Genomic DNA, 26,093 nt, shown 5'->3' with positions numbered 1-26,093 from the left:
GCGAACCCGATTGCGTGCCGCCTTGGCTAAGCGGTCCCTGCCGCCCGGAATTGCGCGCTGGCGCGCTGCAGGTTTTGCGGCATGCTGATCAACAGCAGCTTGCGGTCGGTGACCGCGTTGTGGAATTGCTCGAGTGCGATGTTGAAGGCGGTCAGCGTGCCCTGCTCGATTCCGCCGTGCTCGAAACAGGTCAGCGCTTCGCGCAGGATGTTGTCGGCTTCGGCCTGCATCTGGTCGAGTTCTTCCATCGAATCGCTGTGGCGCGCGGCAGCGAGCATGTCGAGCAGCCGGTCGCGCTGCGAGGTGTTGATGCTGCGTTCGTCCTTCTTCAGGTAGCCGGCAAACCAGGCGCCGGCCGAACCCATTGCGGAGACCAGCATCAGCCCCCACCAGATGTAATCGCTGTAGCGGTCGAGGAAGGTCTTCTCGTCGCCATCGACGAAAGCCGCAGCCCCAGGGTGCACGGGAATCGTGGCGTCCTTGTCGGTGTCCGGCGTCTCGATCCTGGCGGCCGGCGGGAAATCGTTCTTCAGCGACTGCCGGATCGAGAACAGCTGCCGGGTGAAGATGGCGATGGTCGATTCGGAAATGCCCCTGCGCGCCACGATATGGTGCGAGAAGCTGATGGTCTTGACCTCGTCCGCAGGGCGGTCGACGCCGCCGAGCGAGCCGGCTGGGATTTGCGAGGCTTCATAGGCGGGATGGTTCTGCGCGATCGCTTCCGCCGCGTCGATCGCGAGGAAGGTCGGCGTGCCGCGCGTCGAAGCTGCGATCGCGTCGGTTGTGATCTTGCTGTTGACGGGTCCGGCGGCGAGATAGGCGTCCGCTTTCTGGCCCTTGATGGTCTCGGCCGTCTCATTGGCGGGAAACTGGACGATCTCTACCTTGGCGGGGTCGACGCCATATTGCTGCAGGATCACCTTCAAGAGGTTGACGTTGGCGGGCGTGCGGCCGACGACACCGACGCGGTGGCCGGCGAGCTGCGCGATCTTGGTGATTTTTGGCGCTGCTTTCCTGCCCCTGCCTTTACCCTGCGGCGGCACCCAGATCGCCACGACATTCTTGCGCAGCGTCGCCACCGCCTGCGCATTCTTGGGGACATCCAGATCGCCGCGGATAATGGCGAGGTCCGCCTTGCCGCCGGCCAGCGCCTCGGCGCTCGCTACCGCGCCGTCCGTCTGCATCAGACGCAGCCGGATTTGGCTGTTGCCCTGGTTGTAGGCTTGGGCGAGCGCCTGGACTACTTTGAGGTCGTCACTGTTGGCGGGCCCGACCGCGATTTTCAAGTTCACCGGCCGCATCGCGAAGTAATAGCCGGCGGCCAGTGCGCCGATGATGGCAAGCGCGCCGGCAATCATCACGAAACTCAGCCGACGCCGCGCCGAACGCGGCGGAGGCGAAGCTGGAGCGGCGACGAAGTCAGGCTCGGTCATCGATCGCGCAAACAGCCGTTTGAGGTTCTGGGTCATCCCGCCGACGCGTTTATCCTTTGCATTGTAACAAAATTCCGGCAGCAGCTAGGTTACAATCCCGTCATGGTTACCAGCGGCGATAGGACGCGCTTTGCGGCCGCGTCGTGAGCATGGATCCCGCTGGTGGCTGCCGGTGTTAGGGTGTGAACGAGTGAAGTGGAGATTTGCCATGGCAGGACGGTTATCGGCGGAAGCGCGGAAATCGGCGCTGAAGGAACTATCCGGCTGGTCCGAGGTGCCGGGACGTGAGGCGATCGCCAAGACTTTCACGTTCAGGGATTTCAACGAGGCCTTCGGCTTCATGACGCGCGTCGCGCTGATCGCGGAGAAGCGCGACCATCACCCGGAATGGAGGAACGTCTACAAGACGGTCGATGTGGTGCTCGCAACCCATGACGCCGGCGGCGTCACGGCGCGCGACATCGAATTGGCCAGGGCGATGGAGGCGATCGCCAAGCAGGCTGGCTGAGAGAGGCGACTTCTCCTTGGATGATCTTGCAGGGCAGGCGGGAGGTCCCCACCTTTTGCGTCAGGGGTCGCGGGACCGTTTGGCGGCTGTGGTCCGAGGGAGCTTCTTCCGATGACATCATCCGAACACACTGTCGGTTTCGAGCCGGCCGATCGGCTGGCGCAGGACCGCGAGAGCGTGCGACGGCGTTTCTGGATCAAGTTGAAGCGGGTGGTGGCGAAACTGCCTTTCGCCGAAGATCTACTGGCGGCCTATTATTGCGCCTTCGACAAAGAGACGCCGCGCCATGTGCAGGCGGCGCTGCTTGGCGCCATCGCCTATTTCGTCCTGCCGTTCGACTTCGTGCCGGACGTGATGCCGGTTCTCGGCTTCACCGATGATGCTGCGATCCTGGCGACCGCGATCCGCATGGTCGCAAGCCACATCACGCCGGAGCACCGCGAAGCCGCCCGTGCCGCGCTGAAGCGCGGCATCGAGACGGCCGAGGAGATCTAGCTAGCGCTTCTCGCCTGTGCGCACCTGCGCGCGTGCATTGTTCTCCGCTTCCCAGGCCTGGAACTGCTTGAACAGCGCCTCCTTGTCGGCGTCCGTCTGCAGCTTGGCTGCGCCCGGCGATTGCTTCAGGAACTCATCGAAGCGACTGCGCGTCACCGCTTCCACGCTGTGCTTCTCGAGCCATTGCTTGGCCGACGGCAGCCGGGTCCAGTCGGGCACCGGTGCAGCCAGCGAGACCTCCTTCCACTTCGGATGGAACGGCGGATTCTGGAAGGCCGGGAATTTCGTGAAGAAAGCGTCCACGAACAGCGCCAGCTTGCGCGAGCGCTCGGTGTTCGGCGCCCAATTATAGGCCGCGAGCACGGCAGGAACGGCGATGGTGTCGACGCGCTCCTGATCCGAAATCAGGTTCGGATAATCCTTCGAGGTGAGCGTCGCCGGCAGATAGTCGTTCTGCAGCGGCTTGTCATAGTTGACGGTGACGAGATGGAAGCGGCCGTCATTGTTGAATGTGCTGACGGATTTGTACGGCTTGCCGCCGGTCACGATCACGGCGTCGATTTCACCGGCCTTCAATTTCTCCATTGCGATGCGCTGCTCGATGTAGAGAAATTTCGCCTTCATCCCGAGCCGCTCGAACACTGTCAGCGCGGTGACGAAGGTGCCGCCATTGGGCAGGTCGACACTGACGATCCTGCCGTCGAGATCCTTCAGGGTCTTGATCGTCTTCGGTGCGACCACATGCATCTCTTCGTTATAGAGCTTGGTCACATAGGCGAACTGCTTCTTGATGTCCTTCGCAAAACCCTTCCGCTCGAGATAGTCGAGCGTGTCGGCGCGGACGATGCCAAGATCGACGCCCTGCAGGAACAGGATATCGGCGACGCTCTGCACGGAGCCGCGCCCGACGATCGGCAGTACGCGCAACTTGTTGCCGTCGTCGAGCACGGAAGCGAGGTCGGCGCCGAACTGGACGTAGGTGCCGCCGATCGTGCCCGTGATCAGCGTCACCGTGTTGGCGTTCAGGTTCTGCTTGGTGGCGGCCGAGCCGAACTGGAAGATGGCTCTCAGGCTGTCGCTGACCTTTGCCGGATCATATTCGGTTTCCTCAGCCCGTACTGTCGGGCCGCAAATCATCGTCAGGGCGAATAACGCCACTCCAAACAATCGCAGCATGTGCTACCCCAAAAAGGTTCAATCTTGCATTTGTGTGAGACGTTGCTGGGCGTGTTGCGAGCCAAGCTCGGCCGCCCGGCGGTACCAGATCCGCGCCTGAGCCGGATCGGGCGTGATGGCGCGCGCATCCTTCGTTCCCAGCACCAGGGGATCGTAGGTCCGCGCCAGCAGCAGCGCCGCGTCGGCCTCCTGCGCATCGGCGGCGCGCTCGAGCAGCAACCGTGCGGCTGCGATATCGCCGATCGCAAGCAGGCTGTTCGCCCGCTTCATGAGGGCGCTGAGCTCGTCGGGACTCAGCAGTCTTGCTGGCGGCGCAGCGGGCGGTGCCGCTTGTGCTGCGGCGGATGGCGCGGGTGGAGCGGCTGCTGGTGCCGGTGGAGCGGCAGCTGGCGGTGCCACCGACCGGACCACAGCCTGGCCGCCCTTGATCGCCTCCTGATACGCGGCCGTGATTTGCTCGCGCGACGGCGGACCTGAATTGGTCGATGGTGGCGGTACAGGCTCGCTCATGGGTTGCGGGAGCGCCGCCATGACGGTTCGCGCCTGCACCTGCGAGGTGCCAAGCAGCCACGTCTTGGCGGTGGCCGTGATGTTATGCGTGACGTCCAGCGAAACCAGCAGGACAGCCGCGGCTGCGGCGGCAGCGATGAGAAGACCACTCGTGAGCAACGAGCGGCCGAGCGAACGTTCGAGAGAACCTCGCCGATATTTCGCACCGCTGTCCTCGTCGAGAGGGTATGACAGGAACAGCGGGGCGGGCTCGTCTGTGTCGATGTCGGAATCCGATCGATACGACCGCTGGTAGCGATACTCTGCCAGCTCAGGATCATCGATATCTACGTCATGCGCCTGTCTCGGCGTGACGCGTGATGAAATATCCACCATTTTGACGCTTCCCGTTACACAATACGCAACGCATGGGGCATCTCTGGTTGTCTCTTGCTTCTTGTCGGCTTTCCCCGAGTGCCCGCTAACGGGAACTTACGCACTGCGAATGAGCCCAAAAAACGGCCCTGACCTGCGCGAATTGGGACTTATTTTGGTTTGATTATGGCAAAAATGCCCTATTCACTAAATTAAAAATGGTGATTTTGGGAATAAGTTCCGCATTCGGAACTAACCCGGTCAGTTAATTCACATAGTTAAATGAATTGGGGTCACGGGGTAAGTGCGCGTAATTCCGCAATAGGAGAGCGCGGCGCCTGGACGGCGCCACAACTCACGCGCGTGTCGCCTCTTTATGGATGCAGGATTACCTTGCCCATCGCCTTGCGGCCGGCGAGCACCTTCAGTGCTTCCGCCGTTTGCGACAGCGGGAAGGTGCGATCGACATGCGAAGAGATTTTTCCTTCGGCGGTCCACTCCACGAGCTTCTGCAGGTTCTTGCGGTTCTTCTCGGGGTTGAGCCGCGTCCACGCGCCCCAGAACACGCCGCGGATATCGCAGCCTTTGAGCAGCGCAAGGTTGAGCGGCATCTTCGGAATGTCGCCGGCGGCAAAGCCGATGACGAGAAAGCGGCCTTCCCAGGCGATGGCGCGGAGCGCAGCTTCGGCGTAGGTCCCGCCGACGGGATCGAAGATGATGTCGACGCCCTTGCCGCCGGTCAGCGCCTTCAGGCCCTCTTTCAGATCTTCCTTGGCGTAATTGAGCGTCAGCTCGGCGCCATGCTGCCTGGCAAACTCAAGCTTCTCGTCCGAGGAAGCGCAGGCGATCACCTTCAGGCCCATCAGCTTGCCGAGCTCGCAGGCCGCAAGCCCAGTGCCGCCGGCGGCGCCCAGCACGGCCAGCGTCTCGCCCGGCTTCGGGCTCGCGCGATCTTCCAGCGCGTGCAGCGCGGTGCCGTAGATGATGATGATCCCGGCGGCGCGATCGAAATCGAGATTGTCGGGAATCTTCACGATCGAATTCGCCGGCAGCGCGATCTTCTCGCGCGCGCCATTGTGGCCGCAGGAGGCGACCACGCGATCGCCGGGCTTGAGATCAGTAACGCCGTCACCAACGCTCTCGATCACGCCAGCGACTTCTGCCGCGGGCGAGAACGGGAACGGCGGCTTGATCTGGTACTTGCCCTGGATCATCAGGATGTCGAAGAAATTCAGGGCCGCGGCTTTGATCGCGATCACCGCTTCGCCCGGTCCGGCCACGGGATCGGGCACGTCAGCCAGCACGAGATCGTCGGGTTGGCAATATTCCGTGCAGAGAATGGCTTTCATGGATGCACCTGATTTTCGGACACAGAAGGATTACTCGCTTCATGCCGGATTTGAAGCCGGGCGACAATACAACGCGGAGGGATCAAACAATGTTTGAAAAGAGCCTGCTGGCACACAAGCGGATCCTCGTCACCGGCGGCGGCTCCGGGCTTGGCGCAGCGATGGGACGACGCTTTGCCGAGCTCGGCGCCGAACTGATCATCTGTGGCCGCAGGACGGAATTACTGCAGCACACGGCGACGAGATTGCGCGACGATCTCGGCGCCAAGGTCACTACAATCACATGCGACATCCGCGACGGCGCGGCGGTGGATGCGATGATGGACGCGATCTGGCAGGAAGCGCCGATCGACGTACTCGTCAACAACGCGGCGGCAACCTTCATTGCACAGACCGAGCATCTCTCATTCCGTGCCGCGGACGCGATCCTGGCGCCGACGCTGCACGGCACGATGTATTGCACGCTTGCTGCCGGCAAGCGGTGGATCGAGAGCGGGCACAAAGGCGTCATCCTCTCGATCCTCTCGACCTCGACGATCACCGGGCGCGCCTTCACGGTGCCGTCCGCGATGGCGAAGTCGGCGGTGCTCGCGATGACCAAGAGCCTTGCCGTGGAATGGGGGCCAAAGGGCATCCGCACTGTCGCGATCGCGCCGGGCGCATTTCCGACGCCGGGAGCAACCGGCCAGCTCCGGCCCGAAGGGCGCGAGGAGAGCTGGGCGCACCGCAACCCGCTGGGCCGTCCCGGCGAGCACGGCGAGCTCGCCAACCTCGCAAGTTTCCTGATCTCCGACCAGGCCGGCTACATCAATGGCGAGATGGTGGTGCAGGACGGCGGGGCGCATTTGCGCAGCTCCGGGGCGGAGGACCTCTTGCAATGGACCGACGCACAATGGGAACAGCAGCGCGCCTCGCGTACCAAAAGTTAATGCGGCGGAACCGCGCGCCACGCCCCTAACTACCTTCCCAAAAAGGCCTTTTCCGGCTATTGCATCGCGCCGGGGACGACGCCGGTTGGGCCATCTTCCAGTCACAATGATAGGGGAACCAGTTGTCCGTGCGGCAAATACTGACATCTCTGGTTGCAAGCGCCCTCCTTTGCGCGACGACCTCCCTTGCCGTGGCGCAGGGCGCTTCCCCCAAGGCGGCCACCAAGGGCGCGGCAAAGTCTGCGGCCCCGGCCAAGCCGGAGGGCGCTGCGGCGGCTGCCGCGGCCGGGGGCGCCGAACCGACCCTGATTGGCCAGTTCGGCACCTGGGGCGCCTATACCGCGACCCCGAACGGCAAGAAGGTGTGTTTTGCGCTGGCAAAACCGTCGTCGTCGAAGACCAATCCGCCGAATCGCCCGCGCGATCCGGCCTACGCCTTCGTCTCGACCCGTCCGGCGGAAAAGGTCATCAACGAAGTCTCGATCATGATCGGCTACACCCTGAAGCCCGGGTCGGAATCGACGCTCGAAGTCGGCGGCGGGTCGTATGCGATGTACACCCAGGGCGACGGGCTCTGGATCAAGAACGCCGCAGAAGAAGAGCGCATGGTCGAAGCCATGCGCAAGGCTGCGGACCTGACCGTGAAAGGCGTCTCGGCCAAGGGCACCGAGACGACGGACACGTTCTCGCTCAAGGGCCTGTCGCAGGCGCTCGATCGGCTGGCGCAGGACTGCAGGCGCTAATTCAGCCTGAAATCCGCGCATTTCCCGCCTTTCCAGCGCCTGCTGGAAGGCCTATTTGGTGTTTCATGACCGACACCCTCACCAGCCAGAGCGATCGCGCCAGCACCGCGCTCGTGGAGAAAGTTCCGCTCGAGACCTATGTGCCGCCGGCCAAGCCGTCGCTGATCGGGCTGTCGCGCACGGAGATCGCCGAGCGGCTCGGCGAGATCGGTGTGCCGGCCTCGCAACGCAAGATGCGCACCCAGCAGCTCTGGCACTGGATCTATTTCCGCGGCGCCAAGAGCTTTGCCGAGATGACCAACGTCTCGAAGGAGATGCGCAGCGAGCTGGAGAAGCATTTTACCGTCGACCGGCCTGAAGTGATCGCCGAGCAGATTTCGAACGACGGCACCCGCAAATGGCTGTTGCGGCTGCCGAGCGGCAACGATCTTGAGAAGCCGCATGAAGTCGAATGCGTCTATATCCCCGAGACTGACCGCGGCACGCTCTGCGTCTCCTCGCAGGTCGGCTGCACGCTGAATTGCGCCTTCTGCCACACTGGCACGCAGCGCCTGGTGCGTAACCTCACGGCCGGCGAGATCGTCGGCCAGGTGATGGTGGCGCGGGATCGGCTGAACGATTGGGCCGACCGCGAGAGCGGCGGCCGCCTCGTCACCAACGTCGTGATGATGGGCATGGGCGAGCCGCTCTACAATTTCGATGCGGTGCGCGATGCGTTGCTCATCGTTGCTGATAATGAAGGCATCGGCATCTCCCGCCGCCGCATCACGCTGTCGACCTCGGGCGTGGTGCCGAACATCATCCGCACCGGCGAGGAGATCGGCGTCATGCTCGCGATCTCGCTGCATGCCGTGCGCGACGAGTTGCGCAACGAATTGGTGCCGCTCAACCGCAAATTTCCGATTCAGGAATTGCTGCAGGCCTGCCGCGACTATCCCGGGGCCTCCAACGCGCGGCGCATCACCTTCGAATATGTGATGCTGAAGGGCATCAATGATTCGCTCGATGACGCCAAGCTGCTGGTGAAGCTGCTGAAGGGCATTCCGGCGAAGATCAACCTGATCCCGTTCAATCCCTGGCCGGGCACGCGTTACGAATGCTCGGACTGGGAGCAGATCGAGAAGTTCTCCGAATATATCTTCAACGCCGGCTATTCCTCGCCGGTGCGCACCCCGCGCGGCCGCGACATCCTCGCCGCCTGCGGCCAGTTGAAATCGGAGACCGAAAAACTCTCCGCCCGCGAGCGCCAGGCGCTGCGCGCAATGGCGATGACGGATTGAGACGATCTATGCACCGAAACTCGTCATGGCCGGGCTCCTCCCGGCCATCCACGTCTTTCCGAAGCTTCGAGGCAGGCGTGGAAGCCCGGGCATGACGGCAGAGATTCGTATCGCGGGTGCGGTCTGACGGTGGAATGAAGCCATGGCACTGATCGGCCGCGTCTTCCTGATCCTGTTCGCCTTCCTGGCCTCCTGTCTGGTGGCGGGCATGATCATCGTCGTGGCGGTGCTCTATCCGGAGCTGAGCGATATCGGCACCGGTCAGATCGATCAGAACGCCATCAACATCGTGCTCGGCTTCGGCTTCATCTTCATTTCCGGATTCGCGCTGCTGCCGGCGCTGATCGTGGTGCTGATCACGGAAGCCTTCAATGTCCGGGGCGCGCTGAGCTATGCGATCGGCGGCGCGATCGTCGGGGCCGCCTGTTATCTCGGCCTGGTTCCGTTCGACCCCGATACGTTCCGGTTCGAGGGCATCGTGCATCGCCATCTCGAGATCATGACCGGCGCCGGCATCGTCGCGGGTCTGGTGTACTGGCTGATTGCGGGCCGCACCGCCGGCGCCTGGCGCGAGCCGCCGCGCAAATTGCCGCCGCCCCCGCCACTGCCGTCACAATCCAGGCCGCAGCCGTGAATGGAGCTGTCATTGCGAGCCACCGGGTCGGCGCGAAGCGCCGCCCGACGACAGGCTCCGCGAAGCAATCCATGCAGCTGCACGTGCGGAGAGGTGGATTGCTTCGTCGCTATCGCTCCCCGCAATGACGGTTGAATTCGGGGTTTCCACATCCCGCCGCCTCGGGTAAACCGCGCGCCATGAACCGGACCGGACTTTTCATCGCGCTGGGGCTTGCGGTCGTGATCGGGCTGTTGTTCGGGCTGTTTCCCGAACTCGACCTGAAGCTCGGTGCGCTGTTCTACGATGCCGCGCAAAAAACCTTTCCGCTGAAGCTGAACGCTGTCGCGTCGTTTGCGCGCGATGCGGCGATGTGGATCGCATGGGGATTTGCGCTGCCCGCGATCGCTGCGTTCGTCGTCAAGATGATCCGGCCCGACCGGCCGATGCTGATCTCGGGCCGCGCCGCGACGTTTCTCCTGGTGACGCTGCTGCTCTCCGCCGGCGTCCTCACCAACTTCACTTTCAAGACCTATTGGGGCCGGCCGCGACCGGTGGCGGTGACCGAGTTTGCCGGCGACAAGAGCTTCGTGCCGTGGTGGGATCCGCGCGGCACCTGCGGCCGCAACTGCTCGTTCTTCTCCGGCGAGGGGGCGACTGCGTTCTGGACCTATGCGCCGGCAGCGCTGGCGCCGCCGCAATGGCGCGCCCTGGCGTTTGCGGCGGCGACCGTGTTCGGTATCGCCACCAGCGCCCTGCGGATGGCCTTTGGCGGGCATTTCTTCACCGACGTCGCGATTGCCGGCATCGTGACCTACCTGGTGATCTGGCTCGCCTATGCCCTGATCTACCGCTGGCCGTCGACGCGGGTGACGGATGCCCAGGTTGATGCCGCGCTAACCCGGTTCGCGCGACGGTGGCGCCGGCGCGAGACGGACCCCAGGCCGTCGATATGAGCGACGTCATAAAGGCCGCCATTAATCACGTGCCCATCAGCGCGAAATTTGATATTCGCGCAACTTAACAGCAAACGACTTTACGACCGATTGGACGCTCCATGAGTACGATTTTGAAAAGCCTGCCCAAGGGCGAAAAAGTCGGCATCGCTTTCTCGGGCGGTCTCGACACCAGCGCAGCGCTGCTATGGATGAAACAGAAGGGCGCGCGCGTCTTTGCCTACACCGCGAACCTCGGCCAGCCCGACGAGTCCGACTACAACGAAATTCCGCGCAAGGCCATGGAGTTCGGCGCCGAGAAAGCCCGCCTCGTGGATTGCCGTATGCAATTGGTCCACGAAGGCATTGCCGCGATCCAATCCGGTGCCTTCCACATCTCGACCGGCGGCGCCACCTATTTCAACACCACCCCGCTCGGTCGCGCCGTGACTGGCACCATGCTGGTCTCGGCCATGAAGGAGGACGGGGTCAACATCTGGGGTGATGGCTCCACCTTCAAGGGCAACGATATCGAGCGGTTCTATCGCTACGGCCTGCTGACCAATTCGAACCTGAAGATCTACAAGCCCTGGCTCGACCAGCAATTCATCGACGAGCTCGGCGGCCGCGCGGAAATGTCGGCGTTCATGACCGCGCAAGGGTTCGCCTACAAGATGAGCGCCGAGAAGGCGTATTCGACCGACAGCAATCTCCTCGGTGCAACCCACGAGGCCAAGGATCTCGAGAGCCTGCAAAGCGGTATCAAGATCGTCAATCCGATCATGGGCGTGCCGTTCTGGCGCGACGACTGTGTCGTCAGGGCCGAACAGGTCACCGTGCGCTTCGAGGAAGGCCAGCCCGTCGCGCTGAACGGCCAGACTTTCCCGGACCCGGTGGCGCTGTTCCTCGAGGCCAACGCCATCGGCGGCAGGCATGGTCTTGGCATGAGCGACCAGATCGAGAACCGGATCATCGAGGCAAAGAGCCGCGGCATCTATGAAGCTCCCGGCATGGCGCTGCTGCACATCGCCTATGAGCGCCTGATCACCGGCATCCACAACGAAGACACCATCGAGCAGTACCGGATCAACGGCCTGCGCCTTGGCCGGCTGCTCTACCAGGGGCGGTGGTTCGATTCTCAGGCTCTCATGCTGCGCGAAACCGCCCAGCGTTGGGTGGCGCGCGCCATCACCGGTGAGGTGACGCTCGAGCTGCGCCGCGGCAACGACTATTCGATCTTGAACACCGAGAGCCCGAACCTGAGCTATCAGCCGGAGCGGCTGAGCATGGAGAAGGTGGAGGATGCGGCGTTCACGCCGGCGGACCGTATCGGCCAGCTCACAATGCGCAACCTCGACATCGCCGATACCCGCACCAAGCTGGATCTCTACGCGGAGACAGGCTTGCTGTCGCTCGGCGAGGGCTCGAACATCTTGAGGCTCGATAGCGACAAGAGCTGAAGCGTGTGAGCTCCGTAGCCCGGACTACGCTTGCGCTCCATCCGGGCTACGGACTGCGACGATCCATCGCCGGTATCCAGGCTCGATGTGTAATGGACGCGTCATTCGGCGCGGCTAGTCTCGTCGCCTGCGCGCCCGTGACCTCCGTACTGCAGCCGGACGGCGCGGGCGAACAATTGTGGGGCGCAAATCATGATCAAGCCATTTGCCGGTGCCGCTCTCCTCGTCCTGTTGTCCGGATCGCCGACGCTAGCCCAGACGATCTATCCGATCGACCGCGCCGACATCCTCGCCGGCGCCCATTTCGACTTCAAGGTCGAGTTTCCCGATCGCGTTGATCCGGCGAATGTGAAAGTCACGGTGAACGGCGCGGATTATTCCGCAGCGTTCAGCCAGCCCGGCACCTTCGTGGAGCGCGAAGACGGCAAGGAGCAGTCGGCGCTGATCGTTCGCGATGTCGCATTGACCAAGCCTGGAAGCGTGAAGGTGGAAGTCTCTGACGGCGCACGCAGCCGCACTGTCGTGTGGTCGGTTTACGACACCGGTCCGCGCAAGGCCAAGAACGTGATCCTGTTCATCGGTGATGGACTGTCGCCGGCCCATCGGGTTGCGGCGCGTATGCTCTCCAAGGGAATTGCGGAAGGCAAAAGCCTCGGCAAGCTTGCCATCGACGACATGCCGCATATGGCGCTGGTTGCGACTGCCGGCTCCGATTCGATCATCACCGACTCGGCGAATGCGGCCAGCGCCTACGCCACGGGTCACAAGACCGCCGTCAACGCGTTGGGTGTCTACGCTGATCGCTCCACAAGCCCGTTCGATGATCCCAAGGTCGAAACCATCACCAGCGTCGCGAAGCGGCGGCTTGGTCTGGGCATCGGGATCGTCACCAACACCGAAGTCGAGGATGCCACACCGGCGGCAATGGTCGTGCATACCCGCCGCCGCGCCGCCTATGATGAGATCGTCGCGCAGCTCTTCGCCGCCAAGCCCGATGTCCTGATGGGAGGAGGCAGCGCGAATTTCCTGCCGCAAGCAGCAGCGGGAAAGCGCAAGGACGACATCGATTACATCGCCCGCTTTCGCGATGCCGGCTATCAGGTGGTGACGACAAAGTCCGAGCTTGATGCGGCCGCTGCGAAACCCGACACGAACAAGCTGCTGGGATTGTTTGCCTCCGGCAACATGGACGGTGTCCTGGACCGCAAGTTCCTCAAAGGCGGCAGCGTCGGCAAGTTTCCCGAACAGCCCGATCTGACCGAGCAGGTGCAGGCCGCGCTGAAAGTGCTGTCGAAGAACGATGGCGGCTTCTTCCTGATGGTGGAATCGGGACTGATCGACAAATACGCTCATCTCCTGGACATGGAGCGCGCGGTCTACGACACGATCATGCTCGACAATGCCGTTCGTTTTGCGCGCGACTGGGCGCAGGCCCGCGGCGATGACACCTTGATCCTGGTGGTGGCGGACCACAATCATCCCAACAGTCTTGTCGGCACCATCAATGACGACATGACCAACACGCCCAACGTCCCGTTCCGCGAACGCGTCGGCGTCTATGACAAGGCGGGATTCCCCAACTATCCGGCTGCCGATGCCGAGGGCTATCCTTCACGGGTGGATGTCAGCCGGCGGCTCGCGATTTTCTCGGCCAGCCTGCCGGACCATTACGAAACCTTCCGCCCCAAGCTCGATAACCCGAATGATCCGACGGCGAAGGGCGATGAGCCTGGGACTTTCAAAGCCAACGACAAATACAAGGACGTTCCGGGAGCCGTGCTACGCCCCGGCAATCTGCCGGCGATGATCGGCGCCAGCGTGCATTCGGGAGAAGACGTCATCCTGACAGCAACCGGCCCAGGCAGCGAACGCGTTCATGGTTCGATGGACAACACGGAAGTCTTCCATGTCATCGCCGATGCGCTGGGACTTGCCGCACCGGCGCCGTAGCGTCGCGAGCTCTTGTAGCGTGGGCGAAGCGAAGCGTGCCCACGATCAGCACTTCGCTCGGAGGTGGGCACGCTACGCTTTTGCCCATCCCGACAGGTTCTGCGCTCACGCCTCTGCGCGCGGGAGCCATCTGGAAGTCGCGACAATATGAGGCACCAGCCGGCCCAACCAAACCCGGCATTGGCCGACCTACCGGTGACAGCCCCTTTTTATCACGGAGGCATCAATGGCCAGGTATCGGCACGACCTGCCGCAGCGGCGCGGCGGCATCTTCCTGACCGACGGCGGCATGGAAACGACGCTGATCTTCCACCACGGCCTCGAGCTGCCGCACTTTGCCGCTTTCGTCCTGCTCGACTCCGCGGATGGTCGTGAGCACCTCAAGCGCTACTACGAGTCCTACCTTGCGATTGCGCGCGCGAAGGGCACCGGTTTCGTGCTCGACAGCCCAACCTGGCGCGCCAATCCGGATTGGGGCGTCAAGCTCGGCTACGACGCGGCTGCGCTGACATCGATCAACGTCCGTTCGATTGAGTTCCTGAACCAGCTGCGAACCGGCTGGGAGCGGCCGAACATGCCCTGTGTCATCGATGGCGCGATCGGTCCGCGCGGCGATGGCTACAAAGCCGGCAACATGGATGCATCCGAGGCGGAAGCCTATCATGCGCCACAGATTGCCGCCTTCGCGGAAGCCGGCGCCGACATGGTGACGGCGTTCACGCTGAACGGGATCGATGAAGCGATCGGCATCGTCCACGCGGCCAAGGCACACAGTATTCCGGTGGCGATCTCCTTCACCGTCGAAACCGATGGTCGTCTGGTGAAGGGTGAAACGCTGCGTGAGGCGATCGAGGCTGTCGATCACGCCACGCAAAACGGGCCGGAATATTTCCTGATCAACTGCGCGCATCCGTCCCATTTCGCGGGCGCGTTAAGCGCGGGCGACACGTGGGCCGGGCGCATCCATGGCGTCAGGGCCAATGCGTCGGCCAAGAGCCACCAGGAGCTCGACGAATCCGAGACGCTCGATGCCGGCGATCCCACCGATCTCGGCCGCCGCTACGTCGACCTCCGGCGCTCGTTTCCCGGCATGCACATTCTCGGCGGCTGCTGCGGCACCGACCATCGCCATGTCGCCGCGATCTGCGAAGCCTGCATATAGCCGAGTGGCCCGCAATGACGGGCTCGTAGGATGGGTCGAGCGAAGCGAAACCCATCAAAAGTCTGAAGCGAGTTCGTGGTCACTGTCGAAACAAAAATGGCCGGGATCGCTCCCGGCCATTTGTTCGAAATCGCTCGCCTCAGCGCGGTGTGCTGGGTGGTGGCAGTGAAGCGGTGCCGCCGTTGAGCAGCGGGGTGATGCGGCGGACAGTGACGCGCCGGTTGATGCGACTCGGTCCGTCCGTCTGCTCCTTCAGATACTGCTTGCCGTAGCCCTGCGACGTCAGGTTCTCCGCCGGCACACCGAACTGCTGGGTCAGCAATTCAGCCGCGGACTGCGCACGGCGATCCGACAATGACAGATTGTCGACGTCGTTGCCGACCGCGTCGGTGTGTCCCTCGATCAGGAACACCTCGCGCGGGTTGCGCTGGATCGCGCGGTTGAGGCCGTCGGCGATCACCTGCAGCCGAGCCGCCTGGTCCGGCGGGATAGTCCACGATCCCGTCTCGAAGTTGATCGTGTTGACGTCGATGCTCGGCATTTGCATGCGAACATTGGGGCTGTAGCGGATCTCGTCGAGCGAATAGCGCCGTTCGATCCGTTGTACCGGCGGTGCCTCCATGGTCTCGTAGATCACGTCCGGCGACGCCTCCTGGGCGTCGACGATGTAGCGATCGTAGGGAATGTTGACCACCGGCGGCGGCACGTCGACATAGAAGCCGCCGACCGCCCGCGGATCGCGGTAGCTGTTGTCGATGATGACGATCTCGCGCCCGCCGGGGTCCCTGCGGATTCGCCGCAGCAGCGTACCGTCCGCTCCAACCACGGTGATCACCTCGCTGCCGTCGGGACGGACCACGACGGTGCGGGTTTCGCCGCCGATCGTCTCGCTCCGGATGTCGCGAGCGCCATAGCGGAAGCGATAGAGATCGTTGCCGCGGACGTACTCCTGCCCACTCGGGTCGCGGATGATGATGCGATCCGGCTCGGTGTAGACGGTACGGCCGCCTTCGACGACTTCCTGTCGCTGGTTGCGGAGGTCGGCGATTGTCGCGCCGATCACGGCGCCGGCCACCACGCCCGCACCGATCGCGAGCGGCGTCAGGTCACGCTGCGGCGGACGCGGCGGTGGTGGCAGCGGCGCTGCGACCGTAGGTGCCGCCCGGAAGGCCGGCGCAATCGTCGGCGGCGCGTATTGCGCCCTGTTGGGCGGTGGCGCTGCGGCGGGCGTGCCAGGGACGACGGTCGGCGCGGCGGCTCCGGGGGGAGGAGCTGCAGGCCGGGGCGGGAGGCCGGCTTGGGGCGGCGCAGTCGGAGTTCCGGCAGCGGGTGCGCCGGCAGGCGGCGTGCCTGCAGCGGGAGGCGGGCTCGCTGGCGTGCCGGCGGCAGGAGGTGTCGTCGTCGCTGCGCCAGGCCGCACCGGCGAAGGCGTCGGAGACGGGCTTCCCGCGGCCGGCGGCGTTGCGGGTGTCGGCGTTGCCGCAGGCGCAGGCCGAGTCTGCGTCGGCGTGGCGGGGGCCGCCCCGGGCTGCTTGGCGCCGGCGGGAGGCGTGCCTGCAGCGGGAGGCTGGCTCGCCGGCGCACCGGCGGCGGGAGGTGTCGTCGTCGCTGCGCCAGGCCGTGCCGGCGAAGGCGTCGGAGACGGACTTCCCGCGGCTGGCGGCGTTGCGGGTGTCGGCGTTGCCGCAGGCGCGGGATGAGGCTGCGTCGGCGCAGCGGCGGGCTGCTTGGCGCCGGCGGGCGGCACTTCCTTTTGCGCACCGCGCGGTGGCGTCGGAGTGGCCGGGGTCGCGGGCGTAGCCGGTGGCGTCGCCGCGGATGGAGGCGTGGGCGGCTGCGTGCGCGCCGGCGGCGCTGCAGTTGGCGGCGTCGGAGTGTGCGGCGCTGCTGCCGGAGGCGGCGTCGGCCGCGCCGGGGCGGCAGCCGGAGGCGTTGGCCGTTCTGGAGCAGCGGCTGGAGGCGGTGTCGGCCGCGTCGGAGCGGCAGCCGGCGGCGTCGGCCGTTCTGGAGCAGCGGCTGGAGGTGGCGTCGGTCGTCCCGGAGCGGTAGCCGGCGGCGTCGGCCGCTCCGGTGCAGCGGCGGGAGGCTGCGGCGTGGGGCGTGCCGGTGCAGCAGCCGGCGGCGGTGCAGATGGGTGTGGCGCGGCGCCAGGAGCCGGCGCGCCTGGGTGCTGCGGCGGTGCGGGCTGTTTCGGCGCGCCGGCCGGCGGCGCTGCCTTCGGTGGCTGCTTCGGCTTTCCGTCGGGGCCGAGTTCTTCCTTCGGCGCCGCTGCCTGTGCCACGACGAGTGGCGCGGTTTGCGCATGCGATGCGAAGCTGGCTAGCTGCGTCACCGTCAATGCGGTCGTGGCAAGCAGCACGAGGCGGAGGTTTGTCATGATTGCAGGTCCCGGGAAAGTTCTTGGTAAGGAAGGAGGATGGGCGGGGGCCGAATAGCTCGGCGGTCGGATCAACGGTTATTCGTTAGGCCGCAATGTGGCGGGCGACAAAGGGGAAAGGCTTTTTATTTCAGCGTTGCAATGACTTGCAAGCAAACTTGTTCATTGCTCATTCAGACGAGACTTGCAAATCGCGATCTCACCATTGTTGCTTGCGTGGTTCCGCGGCATCGGTCGGATTCGGCGGAGGCGGTCCGTTCGGCCCGCGAATCGGCAATTCATCCGGCAGCTTGCCGGGCAGTTCGTCAGGTACTGGCGGTTCGCCGGGCTCACGTGCCGGCGGCGGCACCTCAGGGCGCGGACTCCCCGGAGGGATTCCGGGAGGTGGTTCGCTCGGCGTGCCTGGTGTCGGCGGCGGAACCTCGGGCGGTTCGATCGGCATCTACGTAACCGTGCCGTTGTTTCCGATCGCGGCGCGCGGATCATCACGCGTCATGGTTCGCTCCGTTTCTGTTTCGGAAGAACGATAACGGCACGCATGCTGTGATGTTCCGGCGGTCCAAGCCCGGAACTATTCCGGCGCGTGGCAGACCGCTTCGATGTTGTGGCCGTCGGGGTCGAGCACGAACGCGCCGTAATAGTTGGGATGATAGTGCGCGCGGATACCGGGCGCGCCATTGTCGCGTCCGCCGGCTGCGATCGCTGCCTTGTAGAAGGCATCCACGGTTGCGCGGTCCTTTGCCACGATCGCGACATGCAGCGGCTTTTCAAGCCCGCCTTCACCGCCGATCCAGAAATCCGGCTTGCCGCCCGCGCCGAAGCCGGCCGCCCGGTCAGCGCCGTTCTCCTGCGTGACTTCCATGATCAGCGTGTAGTCGAGCGGCGCGAGCGCCTGCTGATAGAACGCCAGGGAACGCTGATAGTCGGAAACCGGAAAACCGATGTGATCGATCATCAAGCAACTCCTTCGGCCTATCTGCCCTGATCAAACACCAGAAAGCCGGCCCGCGGGAAGTGCACCACCACCTCGCCGGCGCGGGGGTCGTGCCTGCGGATCGCGATATGCTGCGAAGACAGGGAAACGATCTCGCCGCTCACTTTGATCTTGCCGTAGTCATCGGGCATCACCTCGACCTGGTCGCCCGGCTTGCGGTGGTTGGGATCGTAAGGGTCGGCCAGCACGGTGGTCCGCGGCGCAGCATTGGCGGCGATTTCGAGCGCGGAGGCGGGCGAGATTTCCTTGCATGGCTTGTGCTCGATGGCGCGAATGCGCGCCTCCCATGATCGCGTTGCAGGGAATTCGAACAGCATCTTGTCGAGGTCGGGAAGGTTGGTGCGCACGTACCAGATGTTCATGTAGGCGTTGACGTCGCACAGGCTGGCGCGATCGCCGCACATCCAGCTATGGCCGTTGCGAAGCTGGGCTTCGATCCATTGCAGGTGGGCACGAAACTGATCGCGCATCTGCGGGATCGCTTCCCGCATGGCGGCAACATCAAATTTGGCGCCGCGCAGCTTTTCGCGGTCGTCGATGAACTCCTGCGGCACATTGTCGGCCACCGAGCCGAAGATCAGGTTGACGGTGTTCTGGAAGAACGGCCGGTCGGTCCACATCGCTGTCGCGGCGGCAAGCCCGTAATACCCGCTCGGGAACAGCGTCGGCTGCGGATAGCGCCGTTCCAGTTCGCGGACGATGCATTGGGTATCGCAATAGATGTCGGCGCCGATCTGCAGCACCGGGGTCCGCCGGTAGCCTCCCGTCAGCGGCATCAGATCCGGACGGGGCATGATCCGGGAAATCAGCACCGAGGTCCATGTCACGTTCTTCAGCGCCAGGATCAGGCGGATCTTCTCCGAGAACGGCGATTGAGGAAAATGATGGAGGATGACCGGGTAGTCGGGACTCATCGTTCCCTCCTGGATAGACGCCGACGGAAGGCTAACCCCGGCCCAGACCGGTTACAATGGACCGGCGCGCGTCAGGACGACGCCGCCGTCGGTGTGCGTGTTGGTTTCGGCCGGGAGACCTTGTGCAGCGCGTGCGAGAGCTGCTCGATCGAATACGGCTTTTGCAGGAAGTCGAACCCATAGCTGCCTCGCTGCGCCAGCACCTGGCTGTAGCCGCTGGTCAGCACGACCGGCAGGTCCGGGCAGCGGCGGCGGATTTCCTGGGCGAGCTCGACGCCGCTTATGCCGGGCATGGCGACGTCGGTGAACACCACGTCGAAGCGGGCGGCGTCGCCGGCCAACGCGTCCAGCGCCTGCGTAGCGCTCTCGACCAGGGTCGCGGCGTAGCCGAGTTCGGCGAGCGCATCGGCTGTAAACCTGCCGACCTCGATATTGTCCTCGACCACCAGCACCGACATGCCGCTGCCGTCGACCGGCGGCGCATCCGCGGCCGCGAACTGCAATGTCGGACCCGTGGCCGCGGCGCGAGGCAGATAGAGCGTAAAGGTAGAGCCCTTGCCGACCTCGCTGACGACGACAATCTCGCCGCCGGACTGCTTGGCGAATCCGAATACCTGCGACAGCCCGAGCCCGGTGCCCTGACCGATCTGCTTGGTGGTGAAGAACGGCTCGAAGATGCGCCCGAGCTGATCCTGCGGAATGCCGATGCCGACGTCCCCGACCGCCACCGCGACATAGCCGTGCGGCGCCGGCGGATGGCCATCGGCAACGGGCAGTTCGGCTGCGCGACGCACCGCGATCGTCAGCCGGCCGGCACCATTCATGGCGTCACGGGCATTGACGGCCATGTTGATGATCGCGGTCTCGAACTGGCCGGCATCGGCGTTGATGAAGCAGGGTTCGTCCGGCAGCCTGGTGACGATCTCGATCCGCGGCCCGACCAGCGTTCCGATCATCTCGCCCAGCACCTGCACGCTCTGGCCGACGTCGAACAGTTCAGGCTTGAGCGTCTGTCGTCGGGCGAAGGCGAGCAGTTGGCCGGTCAGTTTCGAGGCCCGGTTGACCGTCTCCGAAATCGCATCGATGTAGCGCAGCCGCCGCTGCTCCGGAAGGTTCGGCCGCCGCAACATGTCGATGGAGGCGCGGATCACGGTCAGCAGATTGTTGAAGTCGTGCGCGACGCCACCGGTGAGCTGGCCGAGGGCCTCCAGCCGTTGCCCATGCTTCAGCGCCTCTTCGGCTTCCTGGCGTCTTTCGGCCTCCTCATGCAGGCGTCGCGTCCGCCGCAGCGCCAGAGCGAGCAGCAGGAACAACAGCGCGGTGGCGGGCACGCCGAAGATCAGGTGCTGGCCGATGGTTGCGAGCCAGCGCGCGCGGATCGCCGAGGTCTCGAGCCCCGCGCTGACATAGATCGGATATTCGGCGAGCCGCCGATAACCGAGACGGCGTTCGATGCCGTCGGCCGGGGATGTGACGGTGATCAGGCCGCCATCGGGAATCGCGGCAAGCTTCTGCCCGACCGGCCCGTCAGGGTCGAGGCGGAACTCGCGGTCGGCCGTCGGATAGCCAGCCAGCATCGCGCCGTCGGTGCGCCCGAGCGCGAAGAAGCTGCCGGGTTCGCGGCCGATCCGCGCGTAGAAATTCTCGAAATACTCGGGCAGAACCGATGCCTGGATCACGCCGGCAAAGTCGCCTGTCTCGGTCGACCGCCGACGGCTGACGCCGAAGAATGGTGCGCCCCGGTAGGGCGGCCGCGGCGTCAGCACGTCGCCGATATGGGTGCCGACGTCGCCGGCGGCATGGGCCCTGAAATACGCTCGGTCCGAGAAATCGATGTCGGGCGCCGGGGCCACCAGGCTGTTGACCAGAGCGTGGCCCCTGGCGTCGAAGACCCAGGCCGATTTCACCTGGGGCAGCGATGCCGTGAGCTGCTTCAGCCGCTCGTGCAGGCTCTCTTCACGCGAACGGATCGCGTCGTCGGGAAGGCCGCGAATGATTTCCGCGATCTCCGACAGGCTGCGGTTGATGGTCTCGAACACTTTCAGCGCGTGCTCGTGCGCGACATCGAGCGTGCGCTCGATTTCCCGGTCGGCGGCCTGGTTGATTGAATTCCAGGAGATCGCCGAAGCAAAAACAAAGAGCGCCAGCGGAAGGGCCAGGGAAGCGGCCATCATCCATTGCAACAACTTCAGCGAATGGCGTTGTGCGGTCTGCACGGGCACTCCGGATCCTCCGCAACCTTAACGCAAAATTCGGCTCGGAAGGAAGGGGAGCTGACGCGGCTTGCTGGCCGCCATCGCCGCCAGTTCCGTCCCTCGCATCACAAGCTATCGTGCATTATGGAAAGCTGGCGCGTGCTTCGGAAAGATAAGGATGAGCCGCCCGGGCACACTCGCGTGCCATGCGCCGGACCCGGGCCGAGCTAGAAATGGAGATCGTACATGGCTGAGAGCCGTCCCCCCTTTCCACCCTTCACCCATGAGACTGCCGTGCAGAAAGTGCGCGGCGCGGAAGACGGCTGGAATTCCTGTAATCCGGAAAGGGTGTCGCTCGCCTACAGCCTGGACAGCTACTGGCGAAACCGATCGGAATTCATCAACGGCCGCGCCGAGATCGTCGCGTTTCTCACGCGGAAATGGGTCAAGGAGCTCGACTACCGCCTGATCAAGGAGCTCTGGGCGTTCACCGAGAACCGGATCGCCGTACGTTTCGCCTATGAGTGGCACGACGATTCCGGAAACTGGTTTCGCTCCTACGGCAACGAGAACTGGGAATTTGCCGAGAACGGGCTGATGCAAAAACGGTTCGCCTGCATCAACGATCTCCCCATCAAGGAGTCCGATCGCAAATACCACTGGGACCGTTCGGGACCTCGTCCCGCCAATCACCCGGGGCTTTCCGACCTCGGGCTTTGAACGTCTCTGTTCGGAGTGGCAACCCACGCTCCATGGCACGCGTCGATGATCTATCGACGCGCGGAGTGCCTATTGCTTAGGCGGTGCAAGAACAGATCGTCGGGTCGTTCGCCCGCAGTTCATCACGGCTAGCTGGTCGGTTCTTACAACCGCAACTCTTCTCCCGAATGATTGAAATCACGCTGTAGCAAGCCGCGCCGATTCTGGCCGCTCCATATCGGAAGGAGGTCAGCCGATGACACCAACGGCAATCGAAGCTTTGGAGAGCAATCATGCGTGAGATGATCGGAGCAGTGCTTCTGGCAGCTTTACTCTCTGGTCGCACGGCCACGGCCGAGACGGTGGGACTGGCGAAACCATCGCCCTCGGCCGTCTCGTCAGGCATGTCCGATGCCTCATCACGGACGTTAGGTCTGCCGTGGCCTGCGCCGGTCGGCCATCGTCAGCCCCATGCGAAGGACCTGCCGTCGCAGAACACGAACGAGCTCGAGCAAATCAGCGAAGAGGATCGCGCTGTCGATCGCAAGCTCACGATCTGCCACGGCTGTTGAGTTTCGTGCGCCGCATTTGTGGTCCCGTGCGTCCTGGCCGGTGTGACGCACGGGACAACATTTCGAATGTAACTCATCTCCGATTCGTTGAAACGATCCTGTAGCTCCGCAACGTCATTGAAGCCGGCAACCACATCAATCCTCTTCCGCCACGACGTGCTTCGTCCGTCTGCCCGCAGATCGCGGATAAATCATATGACATGCGTGATTTCGGCCCGGCCGATGCGACGACATCCGAATTTGGCGTGACAAAAGGCGCGCCGAATGGACCTCAACTCTCTTCAAACCTTTGTCGCTGTCGTGCGGGCTGGCGGATTTGCGGCGGCCGCACGTCAGACCAACACCCCGCGCTCGTCCGTCAGTTTGCGCATCCGGACCTTGGAAAGGACACTCGGCGTGCGCCTTTTCAAGCGTTCGACTCGCGCTTTCTCGCTCACCACGGAAGGCGCCGAACTGTACGGACGCTCTGCGGAGGCTCTGGCCTCCCTCGCCGGCGCGCTCGACGGCCTGGGCAAGGCAGGCAGCCCCTATGGCGGTGGAATCCGTCTGACGGTGCCGGCGGATTTTCCGCCCGGGCTCATTGCCGGCGCCGTTTCCGAATTCCGTGAAGCGCATCCCGCCGTGCGGTTCGAGGTGCTGCTCACGAACGACGTGCTCGACCTCGTCTCCGAAAACATCGACGTCGCCCTTCGCATCGGCGCTTCCAACCCGCAGGAAGCGCTTGTCAGGGGCGTTCTCGACATGGAGTTCGGCCTCTATGGCAGCGCCGAATATCTGCGCAGGAACGGCGAGCCGGCCAACATACATCAGGTGAGCACGCTGATTGGTCCCGAACGGCCCGAGCTGCGTCGCCTGCTGTCCCGTGCTCTCAAGAACGGGGTCGAGTTCCCGCAATTCCAACTCGCGGTGGACAGTTTCGCCCTGGTGCGTGAGTTCGTCTTGCTGCATCAAGGCGTCGGGCTGCTGCCGCAATCGCTGTGCCAAGCCGAGCTTGCGTCGAAAGCGGTGGTACCCGTGCTGCCGAACCTGTTCTCGGGATCGATCCGGCTGCATCTCACCTTTCCCTCGCGCGCCGACCTCAATCCCAAGGTCAATGCGTTCGCGCAAGTCCTGGCGCGCCACCTGGAGGCTGCGGCGGCCGGACAGTGACGCGCCCGATTGGCCAGTATCCTGGCCGCTCTGTCCGGACCGGCAGGGCTACTCAGGGCCGGCGCGGTCGCTACATGCGGTTTGTCAGATCGCAACCTTGCCCTGGAGCGAACATGCAAGCCGATATCACCACGGAATTCGAAACGACAGAATTCGCCGGGATCACCACCGGGATCATCAACCCCTATCCGAGCCCCTTCACGATCCTCGACATGACGATCAAGCCCGGCACCGGCGCACCCGCGCACACCTCCGCCACCGAAGACAAGCTCTTCATCGTGATCGCAGGCCAACTGAAATACCTCATCGGCGACCGCACCGCCGTGGCAGGGCCGGGCGCACGCGTCCTGGTCCCGAGAGGCACGGTCCACGGCTTCACCAATGTCGGGGACGCCGACGCGCGACATATTCTGGTGTCCACGCCGCGCCGCCACGAAGAATTCTTCCGCGACCTGCACGCCATTCCCGATCCCCGGGAGGAGCATATGGATCTCTTGCCCGCCATCGCGGCACGCCACGATCAGGCGATCGTCGGACCTCTTCCTTAAGTTCTCTGCGCTCGGCCTGCGCCTGATGGCCGCAGGCGCGGGCGGGTTTTCACTATCGGTTTTCTACCGAAGTTGGAAAACAGCTGGGCAGGAAGATCGGCGAATTGATCGTAGCCACCCAGCTTCACGGCGTGGAAGCCGCGGCGAAACCCTGACGGCGAGGCGTTCGGCCGCGGCCAGCTTTCATCGTCGACCGCCAAATGCTTACAGCCTTTTCGGTGGCGCTAGTCTGGCTTGCCACCGCAGAGTTCTACAACTAAGCTACCAAAATACCGGGCGTCAGAACGGCGCCCCTGTATTTTACGGAGGGCTTCGCTATGGCAGGTATCTTCCGGGACGCTAATCTCCAAGAAAGAGTTGCTGATTTTTCTTATCAGAACGATGCCCTCGCACAGTTGATCGTCGAGGCGTGGACCGATCCAGATTTTGAAAAGTGGTTGACGACGCGGCAGTCGGACGGCACCTCGCCAAACGCCAAGGCGTCGCTCGAGGCCCGGGGCATATTCCTCGCGAACCCCATCGTGTTCACGGAAGAAGAGTATAATAACGGCTGTCACAACCCGGACCCTGATGGGACCGGAGTCATTTTCGTGGTGCCGGACCGATCGCGCGTCGAGCAGCCTCCGCATCACCTGTCTCTGCTCGAGACAGCGCGCTTGCTGATGGCCATTACGCCGAACGGAATCTAGCGCAGTCGAGATTGGCCTGAGCTGTATTTTTGGCGAGTTTCGCGCGCACCGTGCGGGAAACGTTGCGCGCGCGACCGCTCGGATATGGAGGTGTGGAATGGCGCCCCTGGTCACGGAGTGGGTCAACGTTAGCGGCAATATTTCGATCATCGCTCGCGAGTCCGGGGAGGTCTGGTTTCATCTCCCGGGCGGCACAAAGGAATACGCAGATCCGTTTGCGACGCCGATGACGGGCGTCGGCGCCAGGGGCAGCACGATCGGGCTGCTCGACGGCGCGATCAATCTCGGATTTTCCAGAATTGAAAAGCGCCTCGCCAGCCCGGCGCCGACGCTTGTCGGCTACATCATTGCCATCGTGGGCGCCTACCACACGTCTGTCCACACGCCGCGAAATCTCCAGCGCGCCGCCAGGCGATTCAACGAACTGGGGAGGCCGGAAGTGGCGGCTTATCTTGAAGAACGTGCGCGCGAGGAGACTGGTCACGACCGGCTTGCGCTCAAGGATCTTCGCGCGCTGGGCCTGCCCGCCGAGCGATTGGTCGCCAACTTCATTCCCGACGGCATCAAGCCGCTCTGCGAGCGGTTCGATGAGCTCTGCGTCGAGGACTACCCGATCGGCTGCATCGGCTATTCCTACTGTCTGGAACGCATCGCCGCGCTCAAGCAGAAGACCGATATCGAGAAGGTGCAGGCACTATGCCCTGACGGCGTCGATGCGACCCGCTTTCTCCGAAGTCACAGTTGCCTTGGGAGCGAGGTTGCCCATGTGGAAGAGACGATCGAGTTCGTCGCGTCGCTTCCTCCGAGCGACCGCATCAGGGTCGTCCAGGAGACGTATGAATCGGCATTGATCATGGCGGAGGGATATAATCACGAGCTCCTCAAATCCGAGGCGGAGATGCTCGACGAGCTTCAGCAGGCGGTCGGAGAGGCGCTTCCGTATCGTCTGAGCAGGGCCTTCGTACAGTAAGAGGCGCGGTGCTCGGCCCTCGGCGTGAGCAGAACGGCACGGCAGTCGTCGCAGTCTGGCGTGCCTCGAGCGACAAGAGACGAGGGCCT

The 26,093-nt window shown here is 63.9% G+C and carries 25 protein-coding genes; 16 read left to right on the top strand and 9 right to left on the bottom strand.

Going from position 1 to position 26,093, the window contains the following annotated elements; translation table 11 throughout:
• Nucleotides 1-26: 26 nt before the first annotated feature.
• Nucleotides 27-1,469 carry a TAXI family TRAP transporter solute-binding subunit gene (locus tag AC5ZG5_RS26535; RefSeq protein WP_165435319.1) on the bottom strand — a complete coding sequence of 481 codons (1,443 nt, stop codon included), beginning with the start codon at nt 1,467-1,469 and terminating at the stop codon, nt 27-29.
• Nucleotides 1,470-1,641: 172 nt separating this feature from the next.
• Between AC5ZG5_RS26535 and AC5ZG5_RS26530 the strand changes: the two genes are divergently transcribed.
• Nucleotides 1,642-1,941: a 4a-hydroxytetrahydrobiopterin dehydratase gene (locus AC5ZG5_RS26530; protein WP_208823086.1), complete on the top strand. Its 300-nt coding sequence runs from the start codon at nt 1,642-1,644 to the stop codon at nt 1,939-1,941.
• A gap of 111 nt (nt 1,942-2,052) precedes the next feature.
• Nucleotides 2,053-2,436 carry a YkvA family protein gene (locus AC5ZG5_RS26525; RefSeq protein WP_456644722.1) on the top strand — a complete coding sequence of 128 codons (384 nt, stop codon included), beginning with the start codon at nt 2,053-2,055 and terminating at the stop codon, nt 2,434-2,436.
• Here AC5ZG5_RS26525 and AC5ZG5_RS26520 read toward each other — a convergent pair whose 3' ends face one another.
• The 3 genes from AC5ZG5_RS26520 to AC5ZG5_RS26510 form a co-directional block, all read right to left on the bottom strand.
• Nucleotides 2,437-3,612: a TAXI family TRAP transporter solute-binding subunit gene (locus AC5ZG5_RS26520; protein ID WP_456644723.1), complete on the bottom strand. Its 1,176-nt coding sequence runs from the start codon at nt 3,610-3,612 to the stop codon at nt 2,437-2,439.
• Between the two features lie 18 nt (nt 3,613-3,630).
• Nucleotides 3,631-4,497, bottom strand: a complete 867-nt coding sequence (locus tag AC5ZG5_RS26515; protein WP_456644724.1) for a hypothetical protein — start codon at nt 4,495-4,497, stop codon at nt 3,631-3,633.
• Between the two features lie 353 nt (nt 4,498-4,850).
• On the bottom strand, nt 4,851-5,825 hold the full coding sequence (locus tag AC5ZG5_RS26510; protein ID WP_456644725.1) for an NADPH:quinone oxidoreductase family protein: 975 nt from the start codon (nt 5,823-5,825) through the stop codon (nt 4,851-4,853).
• An 89-nt stretch (nt 5,826-5,914) separates the two neighbouring features.
• Here AC5ZG5_RS26510 and AC5ZG5_RS26505 point away from each other — a divergent pair, with 89 nt between their 5' ends.
• From AC5ZG5_RS26505 to AC5ZG5_RS26470, 8 genes are all read left to right on the top strand, one after another.
• Nucleotides 5,915-6,754, top strand: a complete 840-nt coding sequence (locus AC5ZG5_RS26505; protein ID WP_456644726.1) for an SDR family oxidoreductase — start codon at nt 5,915-5,917, stop codon at nt 6,752-6,754.
• Nucleotides 6,755-6,876: 122 nt separating this feature from the next.
• Nucleotides 6,877-7,497, top strand: coding sequence for an invasion associated locus B family protein (locus tag AC5ZG5_RS26500; RefSeq protein ID WP_456644727.1), 621 nt, complete (start codon nt 6,877-6,879; stop codon nt 7,495-7,497).
• 65 nt (nt 7,498-7,562) lie between these two features.
• On the top strand, nt 7,563-8,777 hold the full coding sequence (gene rlmN / locus AC5ZG5_RS26495; protein ID WP_028165173.1) for a dual-specificity RNA methyltransferase RlmN: 1,215 nt from the start codon (nt 7,563-7,565) through the stop codon (nt 8,775-8,777).
• Between the two features lie 142 nt (nt 8,778-8,919).
• Entirely contained in the window at nt 8,920-9,411 is a 492-nt protein-coding gene (locus AC5ZG5_RS26490; protein WP_456644728.1) for a hypothetical protein, read from the top strand.
• 179 nt (nt 9,412-9,590) lie between these two features.
• A complete protein-coding gene (locus AC5ZG5_RS26485) occupies nt 9,591-10,346 on the top strand; it encodes a phosphatase PAP2 family protein (protein ID WP_130227332.1) in 756 nt (251 codons plus the stop codon).
• Between the two features lie 101 nt (nt 10,347-10,447).
• Nucleotides 10,448-11,785 carry an argininosuccinate synthase gene (gene argG / locus AC5ZG5_RS26480; RefSeq protein ID WP_130227331.1) on the top strand — a complete coding sequence of 446 codons (1,338 nt, stop codon included), beginning with the start codon at nt 10,448-10,450 and terminating at the stop codon, nt 11,783-11,785.
• Between the two features lie 192 nt (nt 11,786-11,977).
• The gene (locus AC5ZG5_RS26475) at nt 11,978-13,735 is read left to right on the top strand and encodes an alkaline phosphatase (RefSeq protein WP_456644729.1); all 1,758 of its coding nucleotides are present in this window, start codon (nt 11,978-11,980) and stop codon (nt 13,733-13,735) included.
• A gap of 226 nt (nt 13,736-13,961) precedes the next feature.
• Complete coding sequence (locus AC5ZG5_RS26470) at nt 13,962-14,897, top strand: homocysteine S-methyltransferase family protein (RefSeq protein WP_456644730.1); 936 nt, start codon at nt 13,962-13,964, stop codon at nt 14,895-14,897.
• A gap of 139 nt (nt 14,898-15,036) precedes the next feature.
• On the opposite strand, the gene AC5ZG5_RS26465 is transcribed toward AC5ZG5_RS26470, so the two are convergent.
• The 5 genes from AC5ZG5_RS26465 to AC5ZG5_RS26445 form a co-directional block, all read right to left on the bottom strand.
• Entirely contained in the window at nt 15,037-17,274 is a 2,238-nt protein-coding gene (locus tag AC5ZG5_RS26465; protein ID WP_456644731.1) for an OmpA family protein, read from the bottom strand.
• Between the two features lie 199 nt (nt 17,275-17,473).
• Nucleotides 17,474-17,716 (bottom strand): hypothetical protein, encoded by a 243-nt coding sequence (locus AC5ZG5_RS26460; protein ID WP_130229005.1) that lies wholly within the window; start codon nt 17,714-17,716, stop codon nt 17,474-17,476.
• A gap of 129 nt (nt 17,717-17,845) precedes the next feature.
• The gene (locus AC5ZG5_RS26455; protein WP_456644732.1) at nt 17,846-18,229 is read right to left on the bottom strand and encodes a VOC family protein; all 384 of its coding nucleotides are present in this window, start codon (nt 18,227-18,229) and stop codon (nt 17,846-17,848) included.
• A gap of 17 nt (nt 18,230-18,246) precedes the next feature.
• A complete protein-coding gene (locus AC5ZG5_RS26450) occupies nt 18,247-19,182 on the bottom strand; it encodes a glutathione S-transferase family protein (RefSeq protein WP_456644733.1) in 936 nt (311 codons plus the stop codon).
• A 71-nt stretch (nt 19,183-19,253) separates the two neighbouring features.
• Nucleotides 19,254-21,398, bottom strand: a complete 2,145-nt coding sequence (locus AC5ZG5_RS26445) for a hybrid sensor histidine kinase/response regulator family protein (RefSeq protein ID WP_456644748.1) — start codon at nt 21,396-21,398, stop codon at nt 19,254-19,256.
• A 225-nt stretch (nt 21,399-21,623) separates the two neighbouring features.
• Here AC5ZG5_RS26445 and AC5ZG5_RS26440 point away from each other — a divergent pair, with 225 nt between their 5' ends.
• The 6 genes from AC5ZG5_RS26440 (at nt 21,624) to AC5ZG5_RS26415 (ending at nt 26,004) form a co-directional block, all read left to right on the top strand.
• On the top strand, nt 21,624-22,097 hold the full coding sequence (locus AC5ZG5_RS26440; protein WP_456644734.1) for a nuclear transport factor 2 family protein: 474 nt from the start codon (nt 21,624-21,626) through the stop codon (nt 22,095-22,097).
• A gap of 272 nt (nt 22,098-22,369) precedes the next feature.
• Nucleotides 22,370-22,648 (top strand): hypothetical protein, encoded by a 279-nt coding sequence (locus tag AC5ZG5_RS26435; RefSeq protein ID WP_028165159.1) that lies wholly within the window; start codon nt 22,370-22,372, stop codon nt 22,646-22,648.
• Between the two features lie 264 nt (nt 22,649-22,912).
• On the top strand, nt 22,913-23,797 hold the full coding sequence (locus tag AC5ZG5_RS26430; protein WP_456644735.1) for a LysR family transcriptional regulator: 885 nt from the start codon (nt 22,913-22,915) through the stop codon (nt 23,795-23,797).
• 113 nt (nt 23,798-23,910) lie between these two features.
• Nucleotides 23,911-24,345, top strand: coding sequence for a cupin domain-containing protein (locus AC5ZG5_RS26425; protein ID WP_456644736.1), 435 nt, complete (start codon nt 23,911-23,913; stop codon nt 24,343-24,345).
• 317 nt (nt 24,346-24,662) lie between these two features.
• Entirely contained in the window at nt 24,663-25,034 is a 372-nt protein-coding gene (locus AC5ZG5_RS26420) for a hypothetical protein (protein ID WP_028165157.1), read from the top strand.
• Nucleotides 25,035-25,131: 97 nt separating this feature from the next.
• Nucleotides 25,132-26,004, top strand: coding sequence for a hypothetical protein (locus AC5ZG5_RS26415; protein WP_051396836.1), 873 nt, complete (start codon nt 25,132-25,134; stop codon nt 26,002-26,004).
• The last annotated feature ends 89 nt before the right edge of the window (nt 26,005-26,093 follow it).

The organism is Bradyrhizobium sp. Ses1, assembly GCF_059512365.1.
The sequence above is the reverse complement of the archived record's forward strand: the minus strand, read 5'-3'. Positions and strand labels throughout refer to the sequence as shown.